Annotated in this window: 12 protein-coding genes; 4 read left to right on the top strand and 8 right to left on the bottom strand. The window is 39.0% G+C overall.

What is annotated here, in order from left to right:
* Positions 1-21: 21 nt before the first annotated feature.
* From H8B21_RS15820 to H8B21_RS15805, 4 genes are read right to left on the bottom strand one after another with little or no spacing between them, the layout of a single operon-like run.
* Positions 22-981 carry a UbiA family prenyltransferase gene (locus H8B21_RS15820; protein ID WP_190314701.1) on the bottom strand — a complete coding sequence of 320 codons (960 nt, stop codon included), beginning with the start codon at positions 979-981 and terminating at the stop codon, positions 22-24.
* 9 nt (positions 982-990) lie between these two features.
* Positions 991-1,701: a phosphatidate cytidylyltransferase gene (locus H8B21_RS15815; protein ID WP_223815073.1), complete on the bottom strand. Its 711-nt coding sequence runs from the start codon at positions 1,699-1,701 to the stop codon at positions 991-993.
* A 6-nt stretch (positions 1,702-1,707) separates the two neighbouring features.
* Entirely contained in the window at positions 1,708-2,286 is a 579-nt protein-coding gene (locus H8B21_RS15810; protein WP_190314700.1) for a CDP-alcohol phosphatidyltransferase family protein, read from the bottom strand.
* A gap of 5 nt (positions 2,287-2,291) precedes the next feature.
* Positions 2,292-3,572 (bottom strand): hydroxymethylglutaryl-CoA reductase, encoded by a 1,281-nt coding sequence (locus tag H8B21_RS15805; RefSeq protein WP_190314699.1) that lies wholly within the window; start codon positions 3,570-3,572, stop codon positions 2,292-2,294.
* Positions 3,573-3,757: 185 nt separating this feature from the next.
* Here H8B21_RS15805 and H8B21_RS15800 point away from each other — a divergent pair, with 185 nt between their 5' ends.
* Positions 3,758-4,714 carry a hypothetical protein gene (locus H8B21_RS15800; protein ID WP_190314698.1) on the top strand — a complete coding sequence of 319 codons (957 nt, stop codon included), beginning with the start codon at positions 3,758-3,760 and terminating at the stop codon, positions 4,712-4,714.
* Between the two features lie 80 nt (positions 4,715-4,794).
* Positions 4,795-5,715: a PfkB family carbohydrate kinase gene (locus H8B21_RS15795; RefSeq protein WP_190314697.1), complete on the top strand. Its 921-nt coding sequence runs from the start codon at positions 4,795-4,797 to the stop codon at positions 5,713-5,715.
* Positions 5,716-5,763: 48 nt separating this feature from the next.
* Here H8B21_RS15795 and H8B21_RS15790 read toward each other — a convergent pair whose 3' ends face one another.
* Positions 5,764-6,276, bottom strand: coding sequence for an RNA polymerase sigma factor (locus H8B21_RS15790; RefSeq protein WP_190314696.1), 513 nt, complete (start codon positions 6,274-6,276; stop codon positions 5,764-5,766).
* A gap of 273 nt (positions 6,277-6,549) precedes the next feature.
* Positions 6,550-7,566 carry a UDP-N-acetylmuramate dehydrogenase gene (murB, locus tag H8B21_RS15785; RefSeq protein ID WP_190314695.1) on the bottom strand — a complete coding sequence of 339 codons (1,017 nt, stop codon included), beginning with the start codon at positions 7,564-7,566 and terminating at the stop codon, positions 6,550-6,552.
* A gap of 114 nt (positions 7,567-7,680) precedes the next feature.
* Between murB and H8B21_RS15780 the strand changes: the two genes are divergently transcribed.
* The gene (locus tag H8B21_RS15780; RefSeq protein ID WP_190314694.1) at positions 7,681-8,295 is read left to right on the top strand and encodes a TetR/AcrR family transcriptional regulator; all 615 of its coding nucleotides are present in this window, start codon (positions 7,681-7,683) and stop codon (positions 8,293-8,295) included.
* On the opposite strand, the gene H8B21_RS15775 is transcribed toward H8B21_RS15780, so the two are convergent.
* Entirely contained in the window at positions 8,261-9,262 is a 1,002-nt protein-coding gene (locus H8B21_RS15775) for a YpdA family putative bacillithiol disulfide reductase (protein ID WP_190314693.1), read from the bottom strand. The two genes, H8B21_RS15780 and H8B21_RS15775, sit on opposite strands and share 35 nt — an antisense overlap.
* Positions 9,263-9,265: 3 nt before the next feature.
* Complete coding sequence (locus H8B21_RS15770; protein WP_190314692.1) at positions 9,266-11,443, bottom strand: FUSC family protein; 2,178 nt, start codon at positions 11,441-11,443, stop codon at positions 9,266-9,268.
* 359 nt (positions 11,444-11,802) lie between these two features.
* On the opposite strand from H8B21_RS15770, the gene H8B21_RS15765 reads away from it, so the two are divergent.
* Positions 11,803-14,376, top strand: a complete 2,574-nt coding sequence (locus tag H8B21_RS15765; protein ID WP_190314691.1) for a phosphoenolpyruvate carboxylase — start codon at positions 11,803-11,805, stop codon at positions 14,374-14,376.
* Positions 14,377-14,448: the final 72 nt, after the last annotated feature.

The raw sequence follows: 14,448 nt of genomic DNA, 5'->3' as shown, positions 1-14,448 counted from the left end.
CTTTTTAAATAAGGGTTGTTATCAAAACAGGCGTTCCAGCATCGGTACACCGCCCAAGCTGAGATACATCGCGATTGTCCATCCCGCTGAGGTCAATTCAATCGCTTTTGCACGCTTACTTGACCTATTGTTCGTAAACAGAACAGCCGGAATACAACTCAACATAAATATAGCGGTTAAAATGATATAAGCAAGTATACCGTATCCGGCATAATAAGATGCTGCCATACTCAATAGCCACGTAACTGATAAAATAAGTACCCACAATCCTGTCGCTTTTTTAGCACCAAGCATATACGAATAGGTTTCTACGCCGACTTTTTCATCGGATGGGTTCCTTATTTTTCGTCCAATTTCGAGCACGATGCCGTTCATAAAAGAAACCGCAAAAAAGAACAGTAGTCCTTTTGGTGCATCAACACCTGCCAACAACCAATCCAGCCCGCTGGCGTAGATATCAATCAGTGGAATAATCAGCATGTGCGAAGTCACGTACCAAAAGGAACGCTTCTTCAGCCAATCTGCTACAAAAAACTCTTTGCCCATCAAACAGAGGTAAAAAATTATAATGCCATAAATAATTAGCATTTTGGGAAAGAAAAGAAGATTGATGGCGATTTGCGCTAAGAACAGTACGATACCCATTAATCGCAGTTCTTGAAGAGAAATTAACCCACGTGGAACAGGTAATTCCTTACGGTACATCGCATCTTCTTTGGCATCCTTGAATTCGTCAAATATCCTAACCAGTAAAAAAAGTGTAACCGTGGTAAACACGCCAACCAAAAAATGTTGCCAGGAGATAAAACCCGTTGCGCCTCTAGAAATTCTGGAATAGGCTATTGCCGAAAAACTAAAGGCGCTAATCAAAATCCCGTGTGCCAGCAAGGGAAAACGCTCCCGTTGATATATCCAGAAACGCGTGATGAAAGAAGCGTTGTTTTCTTCTGGATTGCTGTATTCATTTTGTTGTGTTTTCATCCTAAAATCTTACAAATAAACTAGCCAAAATATTGCCCCTGCAAAAATGAAACTGTCAAACCTATCCAATATGCCGCCGTGTCCAGGGATAAGGTTACTATAATCTTTTAAATTACACCGACGTTTGTACCAAGAAGCAAGGGCGTCGCCTACGAATGCCGCTGTACAAATGAGTAATGGCGAAAATCCTATCGCATATCCCGACATATTTAACCACTGCATGACGAACAATCCCGTCGCGATTCCCATGGCATATCCACCAACAACACCTGCTATTGTTTTATCCGGACTGATTTTTGGCAGCACTTTCTTCTTACCAAAGAGTTGCCCTGTAATTTGGGCAAATCCATCAAACGTAAATACAATAGTATAAACGTATAATACCCGCTCTAACGCGACTTGACTGGAAAATTGATAAAAGCCAAAAGCTATGGCCATATAAAATAGGATGGATACCCATAAAAACAATATTCCCCTGTTTGACGAACGCCAACCCATAACAATCTCGTATGCACCAATGATGACCAACACCATAGCGAGGTAGAGCATGATTCCATATTGGATACACCAAACGGTTATGCTGACGGCAAGGAGGTAGAAGATATATTTCACCCAACGTGCTTTCCGTTGTTCGGCATCACTCTTCCTATTGAGTACAAATATCGCTATTCCACCGATAGTGAAGAATATAACGATCATATAGAATAATGTCCAAAACATAATCTATTATATTTTATTTCGGAAGACAAAAAATGCGCTCTTTAGGTTAGAACGAAGCTTGGGCAACGATACAACCAAGAGCAATTCCTCCAGATAAGATAAACAGCTTACCACCACCATGAAATAAAAATAGGGTTTCCAAAAGCCGAAAAGGAAAAAGGTAAATATAAATATGCCTTGGACATAGCCGATGGTCTTGCTCGACCACAAATGAAAGCTGGGAAAACGTCCAAACCGGAATAAAGCTAACAACTGCGGAAGCAACCAAAGGCCTATCAATACTATAAATTCAAACCTATATTCTTTCACAAAATCTTGTTCCAGCACAATCATGCCAGCAAACGCCATGATATACGTTCCGATATCTGCCAAAGAGTCCAGTCTTGCACCCAGTTCGGTCTGTAGTTTAAATGTGCGGGCAATCAACCCATCCAAAATATCGGTAATTAAATTAATGGATAGGAGGGTGATGAACAAACTTTTATTTCCGCTAATAATAGCGTATATAATAAATGGTAACGCTAAGATGCGATAAGCAGACAGTGCATTGGGCACATTCCAGATATTTTCCTTTTTAGTTGTCATGGCTTCTATTTTTTTCGTCCAAACTTCTTGTGTGCCTGCGTGAAATGTCCGGCAGATAAAGCTGCTGCAATCGAAAGTTCGCCTGCCAGAACAAGTGCTCCACATATTTCGGCGAATTTCCGGGCTTTACCCGCACCATAACAATCCATCATCTCTAAGCATTCCCGTTGTGTAGGCAGATGGGTTCCGCCGCCTACCGTGCCTACTACCAAATTAGGTAACGTCACACTTGCATACAATGACCCATCTTTATTCAACTCCATTCTCGTGATGCCGGTAGCGGCTTCTGCCACACAGGCAACATCTTGACCAGTAGCTAAAAACAAGGCTGCTAATCCATTGGCGTAATGCCCTTGTGCGCCAATCGCACCACTCTGTATAATACCAATGGTAGATGAACGCCAATATTCCGCCATCAGCTCTGGCGTGGTTTTGAGAACCTTATTGACGATTTCTTCCGGTAACACGATCTCTGCCGTCACTTTTTTTCCTCTCACGTTGGTGAATGATAAAGCCGTTGCTTTCTTGTCGCCCGAATAGTTACCTTCAATAAACCACAATGTGGGTTTGGTTGGACATTGTTTTACGATATATTGGCAAATGGCATCCGTACAGATCGTCACCATATTTTGTCCAGCGGCATCGCCTGTATGATATTCCAGGGTTATAATGAGATGATTCCCCTCGATTTGGATTTTGATATCCATCAATTTGGCAAATCGGCTAGTTTGTCCTACTATTTCTTTCAGCTTGTCGACTTGTGGAAGGAGCCATGCAACAAAAAGCCCCAGATCAGCAATATTCTCAAATTTGAATACCGGGCTACGTTGTACGCCTTCCAACAGACAGATAGAGGTGATACCGCCTGCTAAGGAACAAGCCTTCGCACCTCGATGGTACGATGCGACCAACGCACCTTCACTGGTCGCCAGGGGCACATAAAAATCGCCTTGGGCAGATGAGCCGATGATATGCAGTGGCCCGATAACGCCTGTTGGGACGCGAGTCATGCCGATATAATTTTCGATGTTACCGTTCAAAACTGCGAGGTCATCAAAATTTTTGTTTTCGATGAGGTAAGGAGCGTGCGTAGCCGTTTTATTTTTTAAAAAAGTTTTTCGTTGCCGAATGCCATCCGCGCTTACTTCCGGTTCGAATGGTAATGTGTTCTCTTCGCTGGGCATGGAAGCCTGACGGTTCCTAATTTTTCCGATAATATGTTCCATGTTCTGCACAGTATTAATAATGTGCAGCGCAGTACTTGCTTTTTCTATTGATGATGCCATGATCTTTTCGTTTATAATTTATATCGGGTCTTGTTAAACAAATATCTATATTGTATGTTGAGAATTGTATCCTCAGAATCAACTATTTTTTTATTTATCTATAGTACAAATGTATTGTGATTTTCACACAAAAATTTGTGTTAAAAAATATTTTTTTGTTTTATATTTGTGATTATCGCAAAAATATGTATCAAGAAATTCTAATCGATACCATCAGAAAGAAAATAGGCCAAGATAAGTCTCTCATAGAGGAGGTGGCAGGAGCATTGGATATTAGCTATGATGCGGCTCATCGACGTATTTCGGTGAAAAGCAAGTTTTCGATGGAAGAGGGAGTTCAACTAGCTAATCATTATGGTATTTCAATGGATAAACTTTTCCAGGGAAGTGACAGCGTATTGGTCAGGAAAACCAAAGATGTTCGAAGTTTTGATGGTCTAAGCCAATATCTCGAAAGTTCGTTTAAATATCTAAATGTACATGCCGCAGATAGAGAAACCTCGTTGTACTATTCGGCAAAGGACATCCCGCTGTTTTACACTGTAAATACAGATTTACTGTCGAAATTCAAACTATATGTGTGGCTTTATTTACTAAATCTCGAAGACATGAACATATCTTTTGATGTGTTTTGTACCAAAGCACCTATCATAGACCACAGTCAAAAACTAACGTCGTTCTACGCTTCTGTGCAGGTAAACGAAATATGGAACGATACGACGATCAATAGTACATTACAGCAAATCATCTATTTCTTTCATTCCGGCTTGTTGTCGGCTGAGCACGGTAGAACACTTTGTGACGGCCTGAAAGAGTTGGTGTTCGGACTAGAACAGAAATGTACGGATAAAAATGATCAATATCGTTTGTACTATCATGATTTGCTGATTTTGAACAACAACGTGCTCATTTCAGATCAACAGAAAAAATCGCTTTTTGTGCCATACACCATGTTGGGGTATTATATTACGCATGACGAAAATACTTGTAAAACCGTCTATGATTTCTTTCAATATCAACTGAAAAACTCCAAATTGCTCAATAACGCGGGTATCAAGGACAAAAAAATATTTTTCAATCGGGTATACCAGAAAATCGATTTCTACAAAAACCAGATGACGGTCTTTTCGGATATGTTGTAGTTTCTCCGACAGCTTTTGTTATTTATAGTACATTCTTATACCTTTGTGTTGCTCTTCGGTGTATTAATAAAAAATTGAATATGAGTTTAGTAATCGTAGGTACAGTGGCTTTCGATGCCATTGAAACACCTTTCGGAAAAACCGATAAAATTGTAGGAGGTGCCGCTACATTTGCTGGTCTGGCAGCTTCATACCTATATAATAAAGTAAAATTAGTTTCTGTAATTGGAGAAGACTTCGGAGATGATAATCTGAACATTCTCCAATCGAAAGGTATTGATGTAGAAGGTGTGGAGGTTGTGAAGGGTGGAAAATCGTTCTTTTGGTCAGGGAAATATCACAACGATATGAATAGCCGTGATACATTGGTGACAGAATTGAATGTGTTGGCGGATTTTGATCCGAAACTACCGGATTCTTATCAAGATTGTAAATATTTGTTGTTGGGTAACTTAACTCCTCAGGTACAGATAGCTACTTTGGAACGTTTACAAAATAAGCCAAAATTGGTCGTCTTGGATACGATGAATTTTTGGATGGATGTGGCTTTAGAAGATCTGAAAACCGTATTGAAAAAAGTCAACGTTTTGACTATCAATGATGCAGAAGCACGCCAGCTTTCTGGCGAGTACTCCTTGGTTAAAGCTGCACAGATTATATTGGAAATGGGGCCCAAATACCTTATTATTAAAAAGGGAGAACATGGGGCTTTACTGTTTGGTGAAGGACAAATATTTTCTGCTCCCGCATTACCGTTGGCTGATGTATTTGATCCGACAGGAGCAGGGGACACGTTTGCTGGTGGTTTTATAGGTTATTTGGCAAAAGTGAAATCGATTAATTTTACCAATATGAAAAATGCAGTTATTTATGGCTCAGCATTAGCTTCATTCTGTGTAGAGAAATTCGGAACAGAACAGTTGCAGCAATTATCTCCAGCTGATATTAGCGAAAGAATTCAGCAGTTTATCACGTTATCTAGATTTGAATTGGTGGACTGAACATAAATCTATAAAAAAATGCCCGAATCGGGCATTTTTTTATAGATTTTAATAACTAAATTTATAGGCGCTCAATGTTTTTTTCATGACTTTACGTGCCACGTGGATGCGTGTTTTTACTGTTCCAATAGGGATATTCAGATGATCGGATATTTCATGATATTTGTAACCTTCGAAATACATAGTAAAGGGAACATAATAGTCCTCGGACAAGTTGGATAGTGCGTGATTGATATCCTCCATGACGAATTTATTTTCTCCTCTGTTCTTCGTTGCAGAGACAACAAGATTTGCACTGGTAATCTCTTCCTCCTTTGTAATGAAAGAATTTGTTTTTACAACCCGTCGGTAATTGTTGATGAACGTATTTTTCATGATGGTGTATAACCAGCCTTTTAGATTGGTGCCCTCTTTAAAGTTTTTAAAATAGGTAACGGCTTTCAAAAGAGTATCTTGCACTAAATCGTTGGCATCATCCTGGTCTCTAGTGAAATTTCTTGCGTACGCTTTTAGTGATTCTGATTGTCGAATGACCAAAGTGTTGAATTCTATTCTGTTCATATTAGACTGGATTAAAAAGTTTACACTGCACTAAATGAACATACTCTTGTTCAATTAGCTATTTAAGGTGTACTTCATTTGCATGAACTACGGTTGCACTCCAAAATATGCAAATGGCGTGCTAAACTTTTCGATTATCGTTAAGTCTAAATGAATATTCCATTAAATTTACTATCGGAATGCCGATTTTATGAAAAATAACTCTTTAAAAGCCAATAGAATAGGGAGGGATTTCTATTTTTCACAATCTGAATTCACAATTGTTGAAAACTTCTAGAGGATATTTACTTCCCGTTCTAGCTTAATTCCAAATTTTTTATACACATCGTTCATTATTTTAGACGATGTTAGGTGAATTTCTGAACCACTTGCGTTGCCTAAATTGGTGATAACCAATGCTTGGTTTTTCCAGATTGCTACATTCCCGTCTATTTTTCCCTTCCATCCACAGGATTCTATCATCCAACCTGCTGCGAGTTTGACATGGTTTTCGTCGATGGTGTAGAAAATAATATCTGGATATATTTTCTGCAATTTATCAAACACTTTTGTTGGGATGATCGGATTTTTAAAAAAACTGCCAGCATTGCCAATGGTAGACGGATCCGGAAGCTTTTCTACACGAATATGTGAGACTACTTCCGCAATATCTCTTATAGTAGGAGAGGATATGCCTCTTTTCTGCAACTCCATATTGATAGCACCATATGATGTATTTATTTTATGGTGCAAATGCAATTTATAGGTTACTGAAGTGATGATAAAGCGTCCTTTGTACTTAGATTTAAATATACTGTCTCGATAAGTAAACTCACAGTCGTTATTCCGGAAAGTTGTAAATTCTCCGGTGGTCGTATCAAACGCTTGGCAAGAATAGAATACATCCATGAGTTCCGTGCCATAAGCTCCTATATTTTGTATAGGGGACGCTCCCACTGTACCGGGAATGAGCGCCATGTTTTCCACACCTCCAAAATTATGTTCCACGCAATACCAGACGAAGTCGTTCCAAACTTCGCCTGCTTTCGCCGTGATATAAATAAAATTACCCTCGATAAAATGTGTAATTCCTTTGTTACTCATCTGTATAACCAGGCCAGTGTAATCTTTTGTGAACAATACATTGCTACCACCTCCGAGCACAAAGAATTTCCTAGAAAAATGCCCTTCTTTGAATAAGCTAGGTAGCTGACTTTCGTCTGCTATTTTTATAAAATCTTTACAGAAAACCTCGATGCCAAATGTGTTGTAAGTTTTTAATGAGATGTGTTGCTGGATGGTGTTTGTCATTTTTTTGTAAATGTCTTAACTTGACTAATTCTTTTAAAAAATCAAAAAAAGAATTAACTTTATAATGTCGCTGTAAAGATAGCATAAAGCCTAATATTTAAATAATAAAATAGCATGACTAAGAATGTTGATGTAAAGAGAGCGAAGATACTTGATGTTGCAAAACGGCGTTTTGCCCACTTCGGGATGGCGAAGACTACCATGGCAGAAATAGCTAAAGATCTTTCCTTTTCTAAGGCTTTGTTGTACTATTATTTTCCAGACAAGCACAGCCTATATACTGCGGTCCTGGAACACGTCATCAACGAGATGATTAATAAGGTAGAGGTATACATGACAAAAACTCCGGGTGTAGAGGATATCCTCTTATATGCTGTGGAGAGTCGGATGGTGATTGTGCGGGAAAACTACAATCTGTTTGAATATTCTTCCTCTCAATTTGTCCAAAATCCGGGAGAAATGGGAAAGAATATCGGCCCGTTCTTCGAACGCATTCGTGACCAATATAGCCGGATATTGAAAAAAGGTGTTGAAAACAAAGAAATCGATGTAGATGATTTTAACGAAACTGCAGAGCTTTTGCTCTTTTCTTTGATGGGCATGCGTGTCGGTATTTTAAGTAAAGACTTGAATGATTGCCTGTTCCCGACACCAAATGAATTCGACCTTATCCTCGCTAAACAGCAGAAGATGGTTAAGATTTTTCTTCGAGGCTTGCGCAATGACTAGATTTCCGCTCCAAAATATGTTGCATAATAATGTCAGCATGGATTCTGGAGTTTTCGATAAACCAAAGGTGCGTATTAAGACCACCACATACCACGCCAGCTAAGTACAGTCCTGCTATATTCGTTTCCATGGTCTCTGGGTTATGGGTTGGAATCATCGGTGATTCATTAGGAATCTCTATTCCAATTTTTTTCAAAAAATCAAAATTCGGACGATAGCCTGTTAATGCTAGCACAAAATCGTTTTCGATTTCAATTGTTCCTCCAGATGTGGATATGATAACGGTTTCTTCTTTTATTTCTGCTAGCCTACTTTGGTAATAGACGTCAATTTCACCAAGTGCAATCCTGTTTTCTATATCCGGTCGTACCCAGTATTTCACACGAGTACCTATCTCTGGCCCGCGTATTACCATCGTTACTTTTGCACCTTTTCTATAAGTTTCCAGCGCCGCATCTACAGAGGAATTACTTGCGCCTACAACCACAACGTGCTGGTTAGCGTAGAAATGTGGATCTTTATAATAGTGGGAAACTTTTGGAAGATCCTCCCCAGGCACATTTAGCAGCATCGGTACGTCGTAAAAACCAGTAGCGACTACGATAGATTGAGCTGTGTATTGCCTTTTGGTTGTTATAACAATAAAAAGATCATCGTCTTTTCGTACGTCAATTACTTCTTCGAAAAGGTGCGTATTTAAATTGAATTTCCCGTTAATACGTCGATAGTACTCCAGCGCTTCTGCTCTTTTTGGTTTTGGTAACGTTGTAACAAAGGGGGTGTCTCCAATTTCCAGCCGTTCCGAAGAAGAAAAGAAAGTCATATTCAACGGGTAGTTATACAAAGAATTAACTAAGCAACCTTTTTCTATAATAATATGCGACAAACCTACTTGTTGTGCAGCGATACCGCACGCTAGCCCAATGGGACCGGCACCTATAATTAATACATCAAAATGATTATCCATTTATTAAACCTGTTGTTTCTCGGACTCCAGTTCCGCTGCACGATTGACGAGCTCCTGTGTGACTTTGTGTAAATCTCCTGAAATTTTACTTAAAAACTGTAATTGTTCGGTAATTAATTTACTTTCATCGTTTTCATCCCTCACCTCATTGAGATTCGGAAATTCCTCTTTAGGTTCAAACACTTCTTCATCATCGTGGGGCGGGATTAATGTAATAGCTTTGTTCAGTTCGGAAAGAGCCTTTTTTAACAATTTGACATGTTCTGCGTGATAAGAGCTAATGTCTGCCTGATTTACCTGGGTAAGCAGGTTGGCAGAATGTGAGGAAAGAATGTGGTCAAGAATGACAAACCTGTTGACTTCTTTTGTATACTTTTGACGCCATTTGGGTTCTGTAAGCATACGTTGAAAAGTGGATCCCATATTGGCGGAGGCAATATATACTTCTTTTCGGGCAAGCTTATAATTCGTTACCGTAAGCTCTTTGCCGGAAAGAATTTGAATGGCTTGAGCGAGGTAGTTATAATTAGCGATGAGTAAACTGCGTACATTGTCGCGGAATTGTGTGCTTTCCCAATTAGGAAAGATGATGTAACTTGATACGAACGCTATTGCTCCCCCTAAGAAAGTGTCGATTACCCGTTCTGCCACCATCTCCAACGTGTTTGTGCCATGAAAACTCAACATAATCAATACATAAGGCGTAATAAACATCACAGCAACAATGTAGTTGATACGGAACAAGCTATACCCTGCAAGGAAAAAGCATATCAATAAAGCAAACCGGATATTTACATCGGCAATGAAAAAAATAACCGCAGCACCTATAATTCCGCCCACTAATGTTCCAACAAGACGTTGTAAGTTTCTTTCTTGTGTAAGCCCAAATCCGGGTTTCAGGATAACCATGATCGTCAATAAAGTCCAGTAGATCCCGTTTGGACTGAAGTTTACGAGATTAAGTATAAGATAAGTTCCAGAAAGTACAATAGCCATACGCAATGCGTGGCGGAAAGCTGACGATTCTAGGCTAAGGTTACTTCTGAATTTCTTCCAGTCGATCTGATCGCGTGTAATGAATTGGGATGCCGAGTCGATTTCTTCTTTTGGGATATTGGGGCCAACATTCGTCGAATTATAGCTATATATATTATCCAGATATTTGATTATACTTCGAATATTGATTATTACTTTTTTTAGAGGAATGGTATTAATGCCTTTTTTGTCGAGGCTCTCTACAGACTCCAACAAACGATTCATGTCATTTTCAAACGTATAGGTGGGTTTAGGCAATTTATTAGCATTGATGGCATACGCTATATTGTCCAGTTCATTGGTTACTTTTAATATGGTATGCTTAAACGGAATAAGTACCCCATATTGACCGTAAGCCGTTTTAATGGCATTGTAGTCATATTGAGTGGTCAAGCTCTGTTCAAAGAGGTCAACAATATCGGAGAAAATAAGCGTGAGATAACGACCAATTTTAGTCGTATCTTTGATAGAACGTTTGCTTTGGAAAAGAATGTCCCGGACAGATTCCTGATGTTTGTTAACTTCGACCTGTTTCTCAATTAATTTAATGTAATTATTTTCTATATTAACATTGGGGTCATAAAAATTAGCTTTTAACCGAATATAATCTGCTACATAACGTATGGATTCTGCAAGTTCCTGTTGGGCAATACGGTATGGGCGTATTTTTATCACGGACATACTTAGGAGCATATACCACAGCCCTCCGATGATGGTAAGCAAGAGCGGCGACCAGATGTTTCCTGCTGTGATAGCGTGCTGGACATTGAAGAGCATTAGAAGCGTACACATTGCGCCAACAGTTGCAGCTCGTGCGTTGAAAACAGCAAACATCGCAAAAAGAAAGCTCAATACCGCTATGAAAATAGTCGTTAATGGAATTGAAAAGTTGACAAGAACGATAATCAGGTAGGTCAGGATACCGAGCACGATTGTAGATAACATTCCTAAACGACGATGGGATGGGGCGCCAGGTGTATCAGAAAGTCCAATTAATAATGCACCAAAAGAAATCAGGGTACCTTCGTTTAAATATCCTGCGTATATACATACTAACAATGGGATGATACACCCTAGTGTAATCATCAATCCTTCAGCAAAATACTGACCATAGAAAAAATGACTAATTTCTCTAATCCTTTTCATGGAAAAAAATGTGTAGGCAAAGATAGAAAAACCTTCATGAATCCCCTAATTCCGCCATAGTTATGAAAAGAGCTTATGAAGCTTCTTAATGGTAATCGAATGCCGATATTTGCAGAAAAAATCAACGCTGATGCTTTGTATTTTTTATAACGAAAATATCGTTTTGATGTTTTAATTGTATCTAAAAGTTGCTTTTGTTGTTAAAAGTGTATATTTTAGTCCGATTCGAATTTATTGCGTTCGAAATCTATGTTATTCCTTAATTTTAAGCATGAAACCGAGAAGTAAATCATATTGCCACAAGAGAGGCAATAATTATTTACTTTGAGCTCTCATTAGCTATTGAAAAAAATAAATAGATGAAAATAAGTCAAAAAAAATCTGTCTTTCACAATGAAGTTTTAACACGCTTTGATTTATACAAAAGCTTGTTTTTAACATTACCTTTTCAAAGTGTACAACATACAGGAACGATACTTCCTTTTTTCTCCACCCATTGCGAGAAAGGCGTGGAGGAGCGTTTGTCACCGGAGGATATTATAGAAAGCTTCTTTGGTCAATATGAACAATATGTGCAAGAAGAGGATCGCATCGATTTTCTTTTTAGAATTGTACAGTATATTGAACGGCAAGTCGTTCTTTTTGATGCCGTGGAAGATTCGGCTTTCCACGCTGTAGGAAAAACAGAGGAGCTGGGAATTTTGCAATCGTTGTTTCGACGAGCTCAAGAGAGCCCGGAATTAAAAAAGAAGATTGTGGATAAACTGCACAATTTCTCTGTTAGACTCGTGCTAACAGCACATCCGACACAATTCTATCCTGGCCCGGTGCTGGCGATTATTACCGATCTGATAGATGCTTTGAAAAGAAATGATGTTCACAATATTCAACTTTTATTGCAACAGCTCGGCAAGACACCGTTTATAAATAAAGAAAAACCGACACCGGTGGATGAAGCGGCTAGCTTAGCTTGGTTCTTAGAAAATGTTTTTTATAAGGTGGCGTCTGAAATACAATCAAGTATAGATAGTGAATTGGAACTGCCTATCGATGATGTCAAACAACTTATTGAACTCGGGTTTTGGCCAGGTGGAGATAGAGATGGTAATCCCAACGTGACAGCAGAAAGTACAAAAAAAGTAGCAAGCATGCTGCGTACTATATTGTTTCGTTGCTATTACCGTGATTTTCGTCTGTTAAGGCGTCGAATAACTTTCCGTGGAACACAAAAATACTTGGATGTGTTGCAGGATTTATTTTACGAAAATAGTTTTAATCCGGCGGAGAATCCAACTGACGATACAGCAAAAATACTAGAAAATCTGAACGGGGTGAAAGAAGTCTTGAACACCATGCACGACGGTCTTTTTGTGGAATTAGTGGAAGATTTAATCCGTAAAGTGACGACATTTGGATGTTATTTTACTACGTTGGATATCCGTCAGGATAGCAGTATATTAAGAAATACATTTAATTACTTGGTGGAACGTTATCCGGAAACAGGACTTGATTTGAAGCAGGTAACGGCATCCGAAGCGGAGAAAGAAAAACATATGCCTTTTTCTGAATTGAGTCTGGGTTTTGATGAAAATGCTGATAAACTGGTAATTGATACGTTAGAAGTTATCGAATTGCTAAAAGACATCCAGAAATCTGGGAGCGAACGAGCGGCACAGCGTTTTATTATCAGTAACTGCCAACAAGCATCCGATATTTTGGGCTTGATGCAACTGTTCTTATGGTCTGGGTGGAAAAAAGATAACCTCACTATTGATTTTGTGCCGCTATTCGAAACGGTAGATGATCTTTCTCGGGCGGCCGACGTGATGCGGAGTTTGTATTCTAATAAAGAATATGCAAAACATATTAAACGTCGTGGCAATAAGCAAACTATTATGCTCGGATTTTCGGATAGTACAAAAGATGGTGGATACTTGATGGCCAATTGGTCTATTTATCGAGCAAAAATAGAATTGACAGCTATATCTCGGGAATATGATGTAGACTTGGTGTTTTTTGATGGTCGGGGAGGACCTCCCGCACGTGGTGGCGGAAAGACACAGCGTTTTTATGCTTCGATGGGTAAAGAGATTGCCAACGAACATATCCAATTAACGATTCAAGGGCAGACCATTAGTAGCCAGTATGGTTCGTTGGAAAATGCAAAGTATAATATAGAACAATTGTTGCAAGCAGGGATTATATCGGAACTTCAACAAAAGGACGGAGATACCTTGACAAAAAAACAAAAGGAGGTAATAGACCAGATGGCACACGAGAGTCACGATAAATTTATGGCACTCCGAAAAAATCCATTATTTTTAAAATACCTAGAAACATTAAGTCCTTTGAAACAGCTGTCGGAAGTGAACATCAGTAGCCGTCCGGTAAAACGAAATTCCGGTAAGGAATTACGGTTGGAGGATTTGCGGGCGATTAGTTTTGTGACTTCCTGGAGCCAGTTAAAACAGAATATCCCCGGATTTTACGGTGTAGGCACGGCATTACAGTGGGCAGAGGAGAATAACTTGTGGTCCTATGTTAAAAATTTGTATGAAAGTTCGGGTATGTTCAAGACCATTATCGATAATTGTATGATGTCTATGACTAAGTCAAACTTCGATATTACAGCCTATATGCAGTACGATGAGACATTTGGTGATTTTTGGAAAATGCTCCGTGATGAGTTCGAATTAACAAAAAAATATATTCTCAAATTAAGTAATTCGTCGGTATTGATGGAGGATTATCCGATTGAACGCGCGTCAGTTTTAGCAAGAGAAAAGATTGTATTACCATTGTTAACGATCCAGCATTATGCGATCCGCTGCCTACGCAATAAGAAAATGACCCCTGAGCAGGAGGCTGTTTATAGAAAACTTATTGCCCGAACCATTTATGGTGTTGTAAACGCGGGGCGAAATGTTGCGTAACGCGCAGGTGAATTATTTTGAACGGGAAAAAGTGGATTATTTTTTTATTTTTGTAGGATAAATAAAACAAAA

Origin of the sequence: Sphingobacterium chuzhouense (genome assembly GCF_014692525.1) — a bacterium.
Lineage (GTDB): Bacteria > Bacteroidota > Bacteroidia > Sphingobacteriales > Sphingobacteriaceae > Sphingobacterium > Sphingobacterium chuzhouense.
This window is presented reverse-complemented; position numbering and strand designations above follow the sequence as displayed.

Bases quoted from the DNA above. Each gene is read 5' to 3' on its own strand.
- H8B21_RS15790 (WP_190314696.1), bottom strand. From the start codon at position 6,276: ATGAACAGAATAGAATTCAACACTTTGGTCATTCGACAATCAGAATCA.
- H8B21_RS15765 (WP_190314691.1), top strand. From the start codon at position 11,803: ATGAAAATAAGTCAAAAAAAATCTGTCTTTCACAATGAAGTTTTAACA.
- H8B21_RS15810 (WP_190314700.1), bottom strand. From the start codon at position 2,286: ATGACAACTAAAAAGGAAAATATCTGGAATGTGCCCAATGCACTGTCT.
- H8B21_RS15780 (WP_190314694.1), top strand. From the start codon at position 7,681: ATGACTAAGAATGTTGATGTAAAGAGAGCGAAGATACTTGATGTTGCA.
- H8B21_RS15795 (WP_190314697.1), top strand. From the start codon at position 4,795: ATGAGTTTAGTAATCGTAGGTACAGTGGCTTTCGATGCCATTGAAACA.
- murB (WP_190314695.1), bottom strand. From the start codon at position 7,566: ATGACAAACACCATCCAGCAACACATCTCATTAAAAACTTACAACACA.
- H8B21_RS15800 (WP_190314698.1), top strand. From the start codon at position 3,758: ATGTATCAAGAAATTCTAATCGATACCATCAGAAAGAAAATAGGCCAA.
- H8B21_RS15805 (WP_190314699.1), bottom strand. From the start codon at position 3,572: ATGGCATCATCAATAGAAAAAGCAAGTACTGCGCTGCACATTATTAAT.
- H8B21_RS15770 (WP_190314692.1), bottom strand. From the start codon at position 11,443: ATGAAAAGGATTAGAGAAATTAGTCATTTTTTCTATGGTCAGTATTTT.
- H8B21_RS15815 (WP_223815073.1), bottom strand. From the start codon at position 1,701: ATGTTTTGGACATTATTCTATATGATCGTTATATTCTTCACTATCGGT.
- H8B21_RS15820 (WP_190314701.1), bottom strand. From the start codon at position 981: ATGAAAACACAACAAAATGAATACAGCAATCCAGAAGAAAACAACGCT.
- H8B21_RS15775 (WP_190314693.1), bottom strand. From the start codon at position 9,262: ATGGATAATCATTTTGATGTATTAATTATAGGTGCCGGTCCCATTGGG.